This is a genomic window from Secundilactobacillus pentosiphilus, from assembly GCF_002217985.1.
GTDB classification, from domain to species: Bacteria; Bacillota; Bacilli; order Lactobacillales; family Lactobacillaceae; genus Secundilactobacillus; species Secundilactobacillus pentosiphilus.
Genome location: NZ_BCMI01000037.1, coordinates 1 through 14,479, shown reverse-complemented (window position 1 = coordinate 14,479; position 14,479 = coordinate 1). Strand labels below are relative to the sequence as shown.

General features: G+C 42.2%; 18 protein-coding genes. 10 read left to right on the top strand and 8 right to left on the bottom strand.

The genetic code is table 11. From position 1 onward, the window contains the following. Positions 1-89: 89 nt before the first annotated feature. The gene (locus tag CES81_RS12290) at positions 90-1,433 is read right to left on the bottom strand and encodes an MFS transporter (RefSeq protein ID WP_089122022.1); all 1,344 of its coding nucleotides are present in this window, start codon (positions 1,431-1,433) and stop codon (positions 90-92) included. Positions 1,434-1,641: 208 nt separating this feature from the next. On the opposite strand from CES81_RS12290, the gene CES81_RS12285 reads away from it, so the two are divergent. The 3 genes from CES81_RS12285 to CES81_RS12275 all read left to right on the top strand — a co-directional run bounded on the left by CES81_RS12285 (position 1,642) and on the right by CES81_RS12275 (position 4,855). After that, positions 1,642-3,027 (top strand): AcpB/EbpR/MafR family transcriptional regulator, encoded by a 1,386-nt coding sequence (locus CES81_RS12285; RefSeq protein ID WP_089122021.1) that lies wholly within the window; start codon positions 1,642-1,644, stop codon positions 3,025-3,027. A gap of 175 nt (positions 3,028-3,202) precedes the next feature. Beyond that, positions 3,203-3,958, top strand: a complete 756-nt coding sequence (locus CES81_RS12280) for an isocitrate lyase/phosphoenolpyruvate mutase family protein (RefSeq protein WP_089122020.1) — start codon at positions 3,203-3,205, stop codon at positions 3,956-3,958. Between the two features lie 3 nt (positions 3,959-3,961). Beyond that, positions 3,962-4,855 carry an isocitrate lyase/PEP mutase family protein gene (locus tag CES81_RS12275; RefSeq protein WP_089122019.1) on the top strand — a complete coding sequence of 298 codons (894 nt, stop codon included), beginning with the start codon at positions 3,962-3,964 and terminating at the stop codon, positions 4,853-4,855. A gap of 119 nt (positions 4,856-4,974) precedes the next feature. Here CES81_RS12275 and CES81_RS12270 read toward each other — a convergent pair whose 3' ends face one another. Beyond that, positions 4,975-5,271 (bottom strand): LasU family protein, encoded by a 297-nt coding sequence (locus tag CES81_RS12270; protein ID WP_089122018.1) that lies wholly within the window; start codon positions 5,269-5,271, stop codon positions 4,975-4,977. Positions 5,272-5,723: 452 nt separating this feature from the next. Between CES81_RS12270 and CES81_RS12265 the strand changes: the two genes are divergently transcribed. Together CES81_RS12265 and CES81_RS12255 are read left to right on the top strand one after the other, a co-directional pair. Further along, the gene (locus tag CES81_RS12265; RefSeq protein WP_089122017.1) at positions 5,724-6,215 is read left to right on the top strand and encodes a macro domain-containing protein; all 492 of its coding nucleotides are present in this window, start codon (positions 5,724-5,726) and stop codon (positions 6,213-6,215) included. A gap of 451 nt (positions 6,216-6,666) precedes the next feature. Continuing rightward, a complete protein-coding gene (locus CES81_RS12255) occupies positions 6,667-8,070 on the top strand; it encodes an AAA family ATPase (RefSeq protein ID WP_180949812.1) in 1,404 nt (467 codons plus the stop codon). Positions 8,071-8,270: 200 nt separating this feature from the next. Here CES81_RS12255 and CES81_RS12250 read toward each other — a convergent pair whose 3' ends face one another. The 4 genes from CES81_RS12250 to CES81_RS12235 form a co-directional block, all read right to left on the bottom strand. Beyond that, positions 8,271-8,660, bottom strand: a complete 390-nt coding sequence (locus tag CES81_RS12250) for a DUF2513 domain-containing protein (RefSeq protein ID WP_089122014.1) — start codon at positions 8,658-8,660, stop codon at positions 8,271-8,273. A 61-nt stretch (positions 8,661-8,721) separates the two neighbouring features. Continuing rightward, on the bottom strand, positions 8,722-9,681 hold the full coding sequence (locus CES81_RS12245) for a type II toxin-antitoxin system antitoxin SocA domain-containing protein (RefSeq protein ID WP_180949811.1): 960 nt from the start codon (positions 9,679-9,681) through the stop codon (positions 8,722-8,724). Between the two features lie 14 nt (positions 9,682-9,695). Next, entirely contained in the window at positions 9,696-9,998 is a 303-nt protein-coding gene (locus tag CES81_RS13795; protein ID WP_089122013.1) for a type II toxin-antitoxin system MqsR family toxin, read from the bottom strand. Positions 9,999-10,164: 166 nt separating this feature from the next. Continuing rightward, positions 10,165-10,698: a hypothetical protein gene (locus CES81_RS12235; RefSeq protein WP_089122012.1), complete on the bottom strand. Its 534-nt coding sequence runs from the start codon at positions 10,696-10,698 to the stop codon at positions 10,165-10,167. 234 nt (positions 10,699-10,932) lie between these two features. Here CES81_RS12235 and relB point away from each other — a divergent pair, with 234 nt between their 5' ends. From relB to CES81_RS12210, 5 genes are all read left to right on the top strand, one after another. After that, entirely contained in the window at positions 10,933-11,172 is a 240-nt protein-coding gene (gene relB / locus CES81_RS12230; protein WP_089122011.1) for a type II toxin-antitoxin system RelB family antitoxin, read from the top strand. A gap of 129 nt (positions 11,173-11,301) precedes the next feature. Beyond that, positions 11,302-11,547 (top strand): hypothetical protein, encoded by a 246-nt coding sequence (locus CES81_RS12225; RefSeq protein ID WP_089122010.1) that lies wholly within the window; start codon positions 11,302-11,304, stop codon positions 11,545-11,547. Between the two features lie 496 nt (positions 11,548-12,043). Then, positions 12,044-12,322: a type II toxin-antitoxin system RelB/DinJ family antitoxin gene (locus tag CES81_RS12220; protein ID WP_089122009.1), complete on the top strand. Its 279-nt coding sequence runs from the start codon at positions 12,044-12,046 to the stop codon at positions 12,320-12,322. Continuing rightward, positions 12,312-12,587 carry a type II toxin-antitoxin system mRNA interferase toxin, RelE/StbE family gene (locus CES81_RS12215; RefSeq protein WP_089122008.1) on the top strand — a complete coding sequence of 92 codons (276 nt, stop codon included), beginning with the start codon at positions 12,312-12,314 and terminating at the stop codon, positions 12,585-12,587. Before CES81_RS12220 ends, CES81_RS12215 begins: the two co-directional genes overlap by 11 nt. A gap of 242 nt (positions 12,588-12,829) precedes the next feature. Beyond that, positions 12,830-13,285 (top strand): hypothetical protein, encoded by a 456-nt coding sequence (locus tag CES81_RS12210; protein ID WP_089122007.1) that lies wholly within the window; start codon positions 12,830-12,832, stop codon positions 13,283-13,285. A 42-nt stretch (positions 13,286-13,327) separates the two neighbouring features. Here CES81_RS12210 and CES81_RS12205 read toward each other — a convergent pair whose 3' ends face one another. Next, on the bottom strand, positions 13,328-13,591 hold the full coding sequence (locus tag CES81_RS12205; RefSeq protein ID WP_089122006.1) for an AbrB/MazE/SpoVT family DNA-binding domain-containing protein: 264 nt from the start codon (positions 13,589-13,591) through the stop codon (positions 13,328-13,330). Between the two features lie 31 nt (positions 13,592-13,622). Continuing rightward, on the bottom strand, positions 13,623-14,030 hold the full coding sequence (locus tag CES81_RS12200; protein WP_180949810.1) for a DUF1828 domain-containing protein: 408 nt from the start codon (positions 14,028-14,030) through the stop codon (positions 13,623-13,625). Between the last annotated feature and the right edge of the window lie 449 nt (positions 14,031-14,479).

Sequence of the window (14,479 nt, the reverse complement as noted above, 5' to 3'; positions counted from 1 at the left end):
GTTGCCTAGAAGAATAAAACTATTTAGTTCCAACTTTTTGGGTACACGTCACACCAATCAGTGACCTTAGCCCTTTAAAATTAACATGACTAATTAACGCGTTCACCTCTTGTTTCAGGTCCAAATACCGCAGTAATCACCGCAGCAATGGCTGCAACACCGGCGATGACGTAGATAACGGCACTGGCATCGGCTACTTGCAACAGGGTAACGACCAGGTAGGGCATCCCAAAGTTAGCGAGTTTACCTAACCCGTTAGCAGTACCGGCGCCGCGGAACCGGTATTTAGTAGAAAATAGTTCCGTGATGTATACACCAATAATAGTGGCGTTCAAAATATAGAAGCAGATGGTCAGCAGGAATCCGGTAACGACGACCGCTGTGCCATTGTTCAAGTGAGCGTAAACCACACCCAAAACGGCAACCAAGCAAAACGCGACGATAATGTTCATCTTGCGGCCGATCCGCTCAACGAGCACGGAGCCGATGAAGGCACCGATGGGGGCGCCGACCATCATGACCGTGGTGTAAATAAGTGAGTTGGAAGCAGTCACCCCTTGGCTAACTAGAAGAGTAGGCACCCAAGAAGTGAAAGTATACTGACAAACCATAGCTGCCATAGCGAGACTGATGGCAACGAAGCTGTTACGAAGCAGGTGCTGGTTTGAGTGACCGGTGCTCTTCTTGGTACTGGTATATTCTGCAGGCTGCTTATTTTCAGCTTTCATCTCAGAGAAAAGCTGATTGATCGTTTTGGCTGCTTCATCAAAGCGATGGTGCTGGATATTCCAGCGGGGAGATTCAGGTAAATCGTGGCGGAAATAACTGAAGACAACGGCCAAAGCGCCACTGATGAAAAACATGCCGCGCCATGAAAAATGGGGGATCACGAAGAGGCACAGCAGCATGGCAACCGGCGCGCCGATGTTGGCCAAGCAAGACGCCAACGTGCACCACTTACCACGAGAAGCAACGGGTGCGAATTCGTTAATAATCGAAAAGCTGGTGACCATTTCAGCACCCAGACCAATCTCAGCGATAAAACGGGTGACAATCAAAAACACCATGTTGGGCGAGAAGGCACCGATAAAAGTGGCGAGACCAAACAACAGCAAGTTCGATTGAAACGCCTTCATGCGGCCCTTTGAATCACCAATGACGCTGGCAAAAAGTGAGCCTAAAAACAGGCCCAGAAATCCTGCCGATAGGAAAATCGAAGTTTGCATGGTGGTTGAAAAGCCACTGGTTTTAAAACTGTTCAGCGAGCCGCTGGCCAGGTAAATATCCATGGCATCCAGAAACAGGCCGATGGCGGCCAGGTAAAAGATCCGCCGAAAAGTTTTAGTGGTTTGAACCGTGTTCATTTTATGTATTAGCATTGTCGCGGTACCTTCGTTTGGTACGGCAACTGGTGAAGCAATGGATTCGGACATAGTAATTCCTCCTAATATAGTGAATTGACGTGATTAGTTGAATTATGATGTCGTGAAACAGTCGGTTAAAGCTGTATAGCAGATAGTTTTAACGCTAAAATGAAACTTAAGTATTGTAATTGACAATTGTCAGTATAAAAGTTTATTTTAATAAATACAAGATAAATTTAATCGTTTTATCATTTTAAACGAGTAGGGGGACGTCAAGATGCAGCCATTCATGGTTCGAGACACGATCAATGTCAAACTGATCCGCTACCTGGATAATCACCCGGGCAGTAACCTGATTTTCAAAATCGCGGCTGATCTGGGGGTCGATCGGCACACAGTGACCACCCATCTGGACGAACTTGAAACGCTGATCACTGCTCACTTTAAGGCCAGTGACCTGCAACTTTCAGTTGATGCCAACGGCGTGTCGCTGCAGCGCAGTGCCAAGGTGAACCTGGACCGGGTAATGTCGTTTTTAACGAAGGAGTCGTTGATGACCAAGCTGATCCGGTCGACGTTTGAACAGACGGCCGATTCACTGGGGGACTTCTCCGAAAAGTATTTTAGCAGCCTTTCTACGGCGAAGCGTCATGTTAAGAAAATGCAGACCCACGTGGCGCTGTACGGTTTGCGATATTCACCAGCTAACAATGTTCTAGTCGGTCCCGAAGCCATGATCCGGCTGTGTTACTACCGGGTATATTGGGAGACTTATTCGCGGTTTGAGTGGCCGTTTGACCACGTGGACCAGCAGGAAATCGTGCGACAGCTTACCCAGTGGACGGATCAGCTGGGGATTTACTTAGACGACATTACCCGCCAGCAATTAAGCTATTGGCTGGTGATCTGTCAGCAGCGCCAGCGTGTGGGGGCTTTGATCAAGCTGCCACAGGTCGTGACGCAGGCCACCATCCGCCAGCAGCCCATCACCGAGCTACCCGGAATTTTTGACGCACAGATGGCCGATGAAAATGAGTTTTTTGACTATTGTCTACTATTCTTTACCCACTATTTGACACCCGACGCGTTGAAACCCACCGGGGTGGTCGCAAGGGGCAGCGACCTGGCACTTAATGAACTCCAAGCACGGTTTGGACAGCTTCATGATGAGACTCAAAAAGCGCGGCTACTGAGTTCTTTGAACGTTTTGCACACCTATACCCTGATCTTTACCGTGGGCGGGCTGCTCTTGGATCGCGCTGGCATCGCGGATAAGCTGGTCACCAAACGACCCTGGGTCATTGAAGCAGTGAGTCAGGTATTAATGAAGTTACGTGCCACCGGGAACCCGGTTTTTGACAACTTAACGTACCTGTCAGCCCAGTATGTCACGGTGGTCTTAACCTATTTCGATACAACACCACTCAATCCCACGTTAAAGATACAACTGATGATCGATGCGACGCCCAGCTACCGGGAGTGGCTGCTCAAACAGCTGCGTGACTACCTGAAAGATAAGTATCACGTGGTCCTGGTGAGCGACGACGAACCGTGTGACCTCTTGATCACCAACTTTGCCATCGAAACAGCGAAACCGGTGATCGTGATCAACACGCCGATCACCAAACAGGACTGGGGCCATTTACAGCAATTTACCCGTTAGGTCATTTTTTTACCCACTGGGGGTAGAAGAGTGACCTTTCTTGTTTGTTAAAATTCGATTATCATTTTAATCAGTTATTCATCAGACGTGATTAGTTGAATAATTGTAATTGACATTGATGCTTCTGGCATCAGCTTTAAGTAATACATAGCATTTAATTTGGGAGGTTTTACATATGCAATTAAAAGAGACATTTGCTCAAGCGTCAATGACGACCGTCGTTGGCACGATGGATGCGCAATCCACTGATACCGTTGAACAAAGCGGTTATCCGGCCGCGTACCTGAACGGCTACGACGTGGTTCGCGCCGAACTGGGGGCAACGAATGAAGGGCTGATCTCGCCCTCAGAGTTATCAGCTGAACTGAGACACGTGAAGGAACGTGGCCACTTTCCGGTGGTCGTGGACGCGCAATCCGGGTTCGGTAATCAGCTGACAACGTACTTCGTGGCGCAGGATCTGGAACGATCAGGCGCAGCGGGTGTAGTGTTAAATGACCAGATTTTCCCGGCCCATACCGCTCAGGATGAAGTGACCATGATCGAATTTAGTGACTTCGTGGCGAAACTCAAGGCGGCCAAAGCTTCCTTCGAGGATCCCGAAACGATGCTCTTCGCTGAGTTAGACGGGGTTCAGTTCTACCAAGCAGATGGCTTGCGCAAGCGGCTGCAATACCTCCAAGAAAATCAGTTAGCCGATTGCGTGCTGGTGGGCCACGTGAGCCAGGACCAGTTCGCAGCGGTTGCCGACTTAGCGCACAGCGCGTCCTTCGGCTTAGTGGTCAATACCGTCCGGGACACGTTTACCGCCGACCAAGATGTGGCCAGCCAGGGATTTAAGGCCGTCTTTTACACCGGCGCGCTTTCAGAAGCGAGACAGGCAGCCGAGAAGCGGGCAGTACAGCAATTTTTGACGAAAGCGGAGGTGTAATCGATGACAAAAGCAGCTAGAATGCGTCAAGCGTTTAAACAGATGTGTTTCAGTGGTGATCTGGTCAACATGGTGGTTGCACCGGACGCGCTGAGTGCCAAGATTGCCGAACGAACCGGCTTCAAGGCAATTTTCCAAGCGGGGTACGCGACCTCTGCCGGAAAATTAGCCCAGCCCGACCGCGGAATCGCCGACTTTGGCCTCATGAGTGAAACCGCCCGTGAAATTGTCAATGCCGTAGATATTCCGGTGTTTGTCGATGCCGATACCGGTTACGGCGACGAACAAAACATCGACCGGCTGGTGCACGTCTACGAAAATATGGGGGCCGCCGGACTGTTCATTGAAGACCAGACCTGGCCTAAACGGTGCGGTCACATGGACGGCAAGACTGTCATCTCAGAAGATGCCATGGTCAGCAAGATTCACGCCGCAGTGAACGCCCGGCAGCACGATGATTTCTTGATTATGTCACGGACGGATGCCTACGCGGTTACCGGTCTGGACGACGCCATCGAGCGTACCCGGCAATATCACAAAGCTGGCGCGGACTTAGTCTTCGTGGAAGCACCTAAGACTAAAGCCGACCTACAAAAGGTGGCCGACAGCTTCCCAGACGTTCCCGTCATGGCCAACATGATTGAAAACGGCAAGACCCCGTTGCTTTCCAACGAAGAAATCCATGAGATGGGCTTCTCGATTGCCGTTCACCCGAACGTTTTGATCTACACATCCACCTACGCTACGGAAAAGTTGCTGAAGGATATGGTTGAACTGGGGACCACTAAGCTCCAGCTTGATCACATGGTGACTTTCCCGCAGTTTAACCACTTCATCGGCTTGGATGACATCAACGCGTTGGAGCAAAAGTTCGCGACGGCACCAATTAAATTGTGACAGTGCTGGTTAGGCGTTAGTTTAGAAGTAATTGAATACTGAATTGATAAGTAAGCGCGTCACAATCGTTAAATTACTAACGACTGCGACGCGCTTTTAGTGTTTGGTAAATGATCGTCTTAGTTTCGCGCCACAAAGAAAATCACGACCGCCATCGTAATCGCCCAAACGGCAGTTAAATAACCCAATAGGAGTTTTCTGCCCAGCGGCATTTCCGACAGTTTGCTAGGTTGGCCGTGCGCTATTAGCGCAATACCATACACAAAGACGGCCACGAAAGAATAGCCGATCAGCCCCATTGCGCCAAACCCCAGCAGGTTGTTGCGTAAATGCGGACGGATGCCGGTGACAACTGCGCCAACCAGCACCATTGCCAGTAGAATAAATGTCGGTGATGCGATCCAGACCTTTTTCATGAGGGGTTCCTCCGTTTTGCCAGTTGTTGTCTTCTCGATTTCCATGCAAAGATAGCTCAGTTGAGGGGGAAAGTAAAGGTAAATCACAGTGTTAGTAAAAGGTGACAAAACTGAGACTAATAAATTTGTAAGCAGCTATTATTGTCTTTTAGGCGATATTCAGCTGCTTTTTTGCTGTGTATTTCGCTTTTTGCGAAAATCCTCAAATAGACCGAACAAAAAGTGGTTCTAATTTAGCAAATCGGCGTTTTGCTAAATTAGAAGTGGTGAAATGGCTTTGTAAATTGATAATTACGGATAAACGCTTTTAAGCGCGAATGAGATGAACTATGTGGCGTGTCACGCCGTATGTATTATTAAAGTAAAGCAGTGACTGGGTATTGATTGTGCAACGGATTGAAATATCGTACTATTATAATAACAAAACGATTTGCTTTGAAGGGAGGTACAAAATGCTAATTTACGTACAAACAAGCCTTTTTGACAGTTCCGCGCAAGTATTAGTTAACACGGTTAATACTGTCGGCGCAATGGGAAAAGGGATTGCGCTTCAATTTAAAAAATTGTACCCAGATATGTTTAAAGAATATCGGCATTTTTGTGAAACTGGTGATCTGACGGTCGGTAAGCTTTGGTTGTATAAGACCCCTACAAAATGGATTCTTAACTTCCCTACCAAAAAGAACTGGCGTAACAAATCAAAAATAGAATATATAGAAGCAGGTCTAAAGAAATTCGTTGAAACGTATCAAGAACGAGGTATTGAATCGATTTCCTTTCCTCAGTTAGGAACGGGAAATGGCGGTCTTGATTGGGAAAATGAGGTTAAGCCTTTAATGGAAAAGTATTTACGTCCATTGCCAATTAAGGTTTATATCCATCTGTACTCTAAGAAGGATTTGAATCTAGAAATTTTAAATAACGCAGTATCAAGGAAGGGATAAGATAATATGAAATACATAAATACATTGTTTGCAGAGCCATCATTTATAAGAGGTGCTGCCCGTGTTCTAGATTTAGGATCAACCATGGATAGTTATGACATCTCTGATAATGACCTTGAGTCAGACTATGAGGCTCTTATGAGGCTCTGAAACAAGATTGGGCGAGTGTTGGTGCTGACTTATATGGGGCTCTGAACACCTACGAAGATGAACAAGAGTGACATTGACAAGAAAAATACACTTCAAGGGGCGCTTAGAATGAACGAATATTCTAAGTGCCTTTTATTTTTTGATGAAAAAGTTAAAGAAAAGGGACAGCAAGCACGTATTTACTGTGCAGACGGCAATGATATAAATTCATCAACTTATTGCGCAATCCTTGTAATCAACAGATACATTTTGTATACTAAAGCCAATGATCAGTATAAAATATACTAAATGGGGAGTTAAAATGAAAACAAAAGTTAGCTATTACGATCTTCATTATCATCTCCAAGAAGTCACGATTGAAAATGTCAAAAACGTGAAATATGGCAAGATCAACTTCACGAATAAAGACCAGCCACTGAATACGGTGGGGATATATGGAGCTAATGGTTCAGGTAAAACAACCTTTGTTGACGCAATGACGTTGGTAAAAACGATCATTGAAGCGTCAGTAGTTCCGAAATCTGAGAATTTATACCATAGTCTAGTAGATCTAGTTCCGCTTGGAGAAGGAAATGTGTCAACTATATCTGTTGTCATTGCTGGTGAGAAAGCTGATGTGACTTATCAAGTGTCCTTTAGCACGAAGCAGTCAAAACTATGGATTGACGATGAAAAAATTTACTATAAGCGCAACGCTCCACGCGCGAAAACGCGACTACTTTTTCACTACAATCAGGGTGCTAAATTAAGTTCATCGATTGATCTGCCACTGCTAGATTTGACTAAAAGTGTTGAAAGCAAGGTTGCTAAGTCAAAGAATCAAATCAAACTTGGAATCGTTAGCGGTATTGTAAAACCCAAGGGTGATTCACTGTTTTTCAATAATCAGATGGTCGCAATTGTTCAAGATGAAACGATATTCGGCTCCGAATTACACTATGTACAGGAAATCTTTAATACTTTCGCGTTAAATTTATCCATTTATTCAAGCAAAATTTCAGGTCAAATTTACTCTGATATTAGTTTACCGCTCAGTTTTTCTGTTGAAGGCGGTTTTGGCATGACGGAAGTTCCAATGGATGGTAAACACGAAATTGAGCCAAGTATCTACAAGTTCAGTCAAAAAATATTCAAGCAGATCAATCAAATGCTGCCGATATTGATTCCGCAGCTTACCATAGAATTGGTGAAAAAAGATACGGTGGTTACTAAAGAACAAAAGGAAATGGACGTTGTTGAGTTAATGGCTAAACGTGACGGGAAAAAGTATCCGCTACGATATGAGTCTGATGGTATCAAAAAAATTGTTTCCATACTAAGTACATTGATTAACGTCTACAATACCCCGCGGGCGATTGCCATCATTGATGAACTAGATGCTGGTATTTTCGAATATTTACTAGGTGAGATTGTCGATGTTATTGCTGAAAACGCAAAGGGGTTACTGATCTTTACTTCTCACAATCTGCGTCCGCTAGAGGTGTTAGATTACAAAAAAATTGTCTTTACATCTACTAATCCTGAAAATCGGTATATTACGATCAAAAATATTAAACCAACGAACAATCTTCGTGACATCTACATTAGAGCTATTCAGCTAGGTGGTATGGATGAACCTGTCTTTGAAAAAGTGAGTTCGACCTTGATTAAACGTGCATTTCTTGGTACTAAAAAGGTAGAAATAACCCCACATCATGGCGAATGATCGTACAGTAGAACAGTTATTTTCCCCTCAAAAATCCCATAAAAAAAGGCCAATCAGGACTTCTCCGAATTCTGACCAGCCTTATTAATAGCTAACATTTAGCAGTGATTTATTGGTTTCAGCAATACTTACTATACGATGATTAAAGTTTAAGTTCCAAAAAAATCTATTGGAAGGATTTCCTTGCACAGAATTAAAATTTAAAGATTAAGACGGTCAGAAATAACTTTAGAAGCTACCGAACTGATAATATTTAATGATGCAGACCCAATCTTAGAGATTATGGTCTGCTTAGTTTGTTTCCAAACTGATTCATCACGAATGTTATCCAAAAATTTATGTCCTTCAAAAGTAATTTTGATAAATCCATACGTTATAGGATTTTGACCAACAGTATCTCCATCTACGTATCCTGCATCAACAAGTTCAACGAAAGCATAATGAATTGTGTCAACAGAATACAGGTCAGTTATATTAGTTATATTAGAAGAATTAATGATAGCATCTAAGTCAAAATAATCTCCATCTTCAAATGGTACTTTTTCAAGAAGTAAAAGCAGATCTCTAACACAGTCGTGGTCAAGTTTCATAAATTTTGCTTCCTTTCAAGTCAAGCCAAATTCAATGATTTATCGTGGTTAATCAGCTTATTCACATTTCATGCTGATTTCCAAAAACTCTTAAAATCAGAGTTTCGTCTATTGGATATCCTTGTGATGTTTGACTCCAAGGAGAACCTGGTTGATGCGTAATATTTCTTAGTGCAACCGCAGTTTTATCTCCATAATCATTCTCGATTTCCATTAAAACTCTGGAAATTTCAGGATCATTTTCTATTAATTCGTAATCATTATATGCTGTGTCATCAAGTTTCTGACCCGTTTCTCCTATAATTCCTCTATTGCCTGAAAACTTTTGATGAACTTCTTCAACAACGGGACCGTGTTGCATAGCAATAATCGGTGAGGTAAATAATTTTTTTCCAGTTTGTGTAGCATATCGTCCAAAAGCAAAGTAGAGCAGTTTAACGACTTTCATCTGGGTAAGTTCTTCAACGTTCTCATCTTTTAAACTATCATGAAAGTTTTTTATACGAAACCAGTTAGCTAATTGAAGGGAACTGTATTTTGAGAATCCAGGTATAAATTGAGTGAATACTTTTTTGGAATTTGATTTTGAATTGAGTGCTTCTTTTACTTTATTCTGAATATCAGAAGGTATTTGATGTTGATCAACAGTGATGTAGTCCTTCAGGTTTCGGTCATCATACATAAGTGATTTTAATAGACGATTATGTGCCGTAGTTGGGAAAGCACCAGCTTCATAGAGTGCAATTGTGTTGGGACTAACGCCGATTAACTTTGCGAAGTCACGTTGACTTAGTGTTAACCGATTTCTAAAGTCTTTAATTTCTTTGGGTGAGAGGAGATTAAATTCTTCTCGATACATTTCGTTGGCTTTCTCAGCAGCTCGATCATCTAGTTCAAAATCGTCAAGTAATTCATTAGTTTTAGAATCAAATCGAGCGGGCGCAGTGACAGTATAGGAATGTCCCTTGATTACGAACGTATTCGTGTAATCCTTTATATAGGTGTTAGTTGTATTTTTCATTGCGCTTTCCTCCTTTATTGATACTTGCTTGGATGAAACGAGATGAATTTGACATGTTTATTGTCATTTGTGAATTTAAATTTGATATAATATACCTCTTCAAAATCGGTTTCGAATATCCAAACAAATTCACCGGCGTACTTGGCGCTTCTATCCGCATCATATCGAACAAAATCCTTGATATTCAACTGGTTAATGATTACTTTTGCTAAAGCATTAGTTACTGGGTACGCAGCTGATTGTCGTCGCTTAGTAATAGTGAACTGGTTGATATTAACTAGGTGTTTGACTAATTTGAGTGCTTCATTTTCGTTCATGGGTTCACCGTGTGTTCATTAATTTACTTTAAGTATAACTGAAGCATCCTTATTTTGCTACTAAATAGTATCATCTGAAATGAGGTTAGCAGGATCCAACTTTAAGGCTTAATTAAAATGACACCTTCAATTCTGAATTGAAGGTGTCATTTTAAATTCACTATTTTTAATCACCCATTTTGCCAGCATTTTTAACTTCATCTGATTTAGCATACCCAGCTATGGCACTTACTTGCTTGTGGTGCCTCGTGTTATATTTAACTGGTCCGGAAATTATTGTACCGAAAACTACATAATCGTCTGTTCTAATATGCTTGTTTGTTTTTGTAGCGACGAGGTAAGTCTTTGTTTTCTGGCCGGAACCGTCTATGAAATACACAGACTTATTACTATTTGGTAGCTTTTCTATCTGGAAGACAGTTCCTGAAAGGTTCATGGCAACCCCTGTGTATTTTGTGGGGTGTTTGAAATTAAGAACATCCGAATAACGAACATACCTATATTTTTGAACGCGTAAGCTAAAATCAAGTTCATCAAGAGAATTGCTGATTTTCAGAGCTTTAGCATTTGTTTGTTTAGATGGCCAAATTTCTTTAGGAGCCGGCTTTTTAGCAGGCTTATCGGAAGAACAACTTGTTAGTAACAAGAAAGCGGCAAAAGATGCAGTCAGTACTAACAATCTTTTTAAGTACCTTTTCATAAAAAATACCTCCATCAAGAACTTAATTGGCCCCTTCAAGTGTTTCTAGTTCACCACTATCGTAATGATATCAGTTTTGGTAATATATGTATTGTTGCAACATTCAGTGTGATTTTTGACCAAAAGTGTAGGTCCGTTTTTCTGATGTTTTTAACCTACAGTATGCACCTCACAGTAGTACGAATTCATTATCACAAGTAATCATGATAAAACACAGAAAGGGGACGACCACTCATGGCAATAATTCCAGTTCACGTCAGTGATTCCGAAAAGAAATGGCTGCAGGACATGGCAGATTTCTACGGCATCACACTATCTGACTTGATTAAGAAATACTCGATGGAACAACTGGAAGACAAATGTGATCAGCTGGCTGCCAAGGTCGCCCTTAAACGCTATCAAGGAAGTGGCAAGGAGAACTATTCAATGGCAGAAGTTCTCCGTCAGTTTGGCGGGGCGGATGATGACCTATAGGTAAAGGTGCGGTGTAGCAGTTGGTCGTACTGGCAATCCCTGTTGGACATAGACGAGGTGTGTATTGTAAACTGTTAGTAGAATAAAGATTAAGCCAACCGCTCAATCTCTGAAAGCTGAGGATTACTAATGAAAACCGCAAAGGTATGGGTTGCACCATACGACAAATGGAACAGGATCAATGAAAGATTTAATTCAGTTGCCTTTATATTTGTGATAGTTACCATCTTTTTCCACCCACTTTGGCTATCACTAATAACGGGCATTGCTTGGGGCATCAGCAGTGCAATCTTCTTTGTCCTGCTTTGGCAGAATGAGCGCAAAAAGCATCGGCTTGCTAAGGCCGATGCACAGAGAAAGCAACATAATGATTAAAATATTAAAGTATCGTTGTAAAAATGACGTCTTCTGACCCAGACAGGTTGGAAGGCTTTTTTAATTGTTGGTAAAGAAGCGTACTTATTGGAGGAAGGCTTTCTTAAATTTGCCAGGATAGATAATGATTTATAAGCTGAAATTTTTCAAAGATGTGATGAAACATCTGGGATGAATGGATAAAACTCAGTCATAGCTCAACACCCTGAAGATTAGAGTGTGGAAGAGAAGAGCCAAAATGCAAATCTAAGCGGACTTTCGCGTTATCGCATCGGTGATTACCGGGTTATTTGTGTCACCGAGGAAAAAACCTGATTGTATTGGCAATCTCGGTTTGGTATACGTGAAATGTGTATTGCTTTTAATTTATGATTAAACCAAAAGGACGGTCAGCACACTAGGTATTGAATTGTACCTAAAGCTATTTTTAATTTTTGGGTGTGCTTTGATGTACAACGGGTGCATAATGTACTAATATAATTTGTGAGGTGATGATATGACAAAAGTAGAAAGTAAAAATGCTCGACTAAGTATTCGCGTAGATAAGAGTACTAAAGAGGAAGCTCAGAAAATTTATGCGGAACTTGGGCTTGATTTAAGTACGGCAATTAATATCTTCTTAACTCAAACAGTAAGGACGAAATCATTACCACTGGATAGACTTTCTTTGATTCCTGATGATGTTAAACAAGCACGCGAGGATGCTTTACACAATCATAATTTGACGAGTTTCAACTCTGTTAAAGAATTGGAAGACTATATCAATGAAGATTGAGGCAACTACGAAATTTCTAAAAGCAGCTAAGAAATTAAAAAAGAAACACTACAATATTGGAAAATTATCAGACGCTATTCAAGCGATTGTTGATGATGACCACGGTAAATTACAAGGTATGAAGCATCATAAGCTCAAAGGAATCTGGAGTGGATTTGATGAAATTCATATTGAATCAAACTGGTTGTTAATTTATTACATTGAGGGCGATAGACTAAAGTTAGTTCTTACTGATACAGGCAGCCATGATAATTTATTTGGTTAAAGTAGTGTATTAAATATTGCATGATTATAAAAGTTAGGATGATGCAAATATGTGAATCAGAAAGGAGCCCGTTTAGAAGCCGCCTTTTTATGAATCAAATCAACTTTTCAAAAAAGGGGACAACTCACCAATCCTGCTGACTCTAAACAACGTAATGATTCGGACCCAGTTGCAATTTTCCCTCAGTAATCCCATACTAATCACGTAATAAGTAAACTAATAATCTAGGGGGAAATTGAACCATGAGAAAACTAAGTTTAATCATAGGCAGTCTAGCCGTTGCCGGTACCTTGGCAGTGGGTAGTCAGCCGGCAAAAGCGGCAACATATCACAATGGCAATCCTTCAGTAATTCGTGGCTACTGGAAAACGTCCGCTGACATGGGCGCCTACTATGTCTTTCATTTTACAAAATACTACAATAGCAATTATGCCATGGTGAAAACCAGTCACGGGTGGCACAAGCCGTCAGGTGGCTATGCCTCCATCAATCCAATCAATACGTTTAATTATCCAGCACGTTACCGCAAACTGAGTGCCCACACTTATTACCTCATTCCGACAAAGAAGAGCGCCCATTTTCACTATCGCGGTGCTAATCGCATGAAAATATACAAGAAGTCCAGCAAGAAGATAGGCATTAAGTACCACTACGCTAAAGGCGGTTGGTCTTCGTACCAATGGTTATACAAAAAATAGCAAATCCAAACGGGAGTATCCATCAACGGATGCTCCCGTGTTTTATTCTCTAAATTCATTCCCCATAGGCGCACCCCAATCAACCTCAGCATCTCTCACACCATCATCAATCCAGCCATCAAACAACTCGTGAATATTAGTCGGCTTTTTTGCCAACGGCGTTAGCACGATTGCGCCATTTTCAATCGTAACCGAAAGCTCATCGTCATTCTTCAGGTTGAGCTGTTCGACCACATTGTCAGGGATACGGACAGCCTTTGAGTTTCCCCACTGGGTGATCTTAGTTTGTTCCTTCATTGGCTTCATGACAGGTCATCCTTTCATTTTTGTTCACTACTTAAGCTAAGTAAATCAAACCGGAAATTAGAATAAGTGTTTGCGCTAAGTCGTTAATAATTTGTGGTAACTCGTCTTGGTTACCTTTCACTTGAACCTCGTTGTTGTCGGTGAGTTCGGCATTGCTTTTATTGAGAATCGACGTCAGATTTTTAAAGTCCTGAGATTTCTTATCTGGCAAGTTGACACCGTGCGTTTGTAAATTCCATAAGGTATAACCCTGATCGGTTACCGTATAAACATTATCGTTCAGCAAAATCATGAGTGAGATTTGATCACCAAAGGAGTCAGAAAAGGGCGTGTTTACCCGTAGTTTATTTTCACTCACCACTATAAACGAACTGTTATTGCCGATGAACTTTAGCCAGTTATCAGCGATGTTATCTCTTCGAGCGTTGAGGTTTTCCAAAGGGGGGCACTCCAATCTATATGGCCAAACCATTAAGTATTAATTCACGTGGATGATAGTCGTGCAATACATTCTTGCAGAAGCTTACGATTGTGAGAGGCAGGTACCACCGTCAAGCCCACTCACCATTCTAGCACACATGTTCCCCTCAAACGCCCATAACCCCAAAGTGGAGACAAACCCAGTCGATTGTCAAATTAAGCACATAATACTAACTATGTATGACCTTCCAGTGGCCAGCACCAAGCCGTAGCCACCACATCCCGTTCTTCCATAAAAACCCACCGCAATAAGCCGCAAGCCAAAACCCGCACCCAACAAAAAAAGAGCCCCACCGGCTCCACTATCTGACGTGTACCCCCAAAGTTGGAAACAACTTTGGGGGTATTTCTATGACTAAAATTTCCTGGGATACTAAAATTATAGCTATTAAAGCATATTTAACAGGG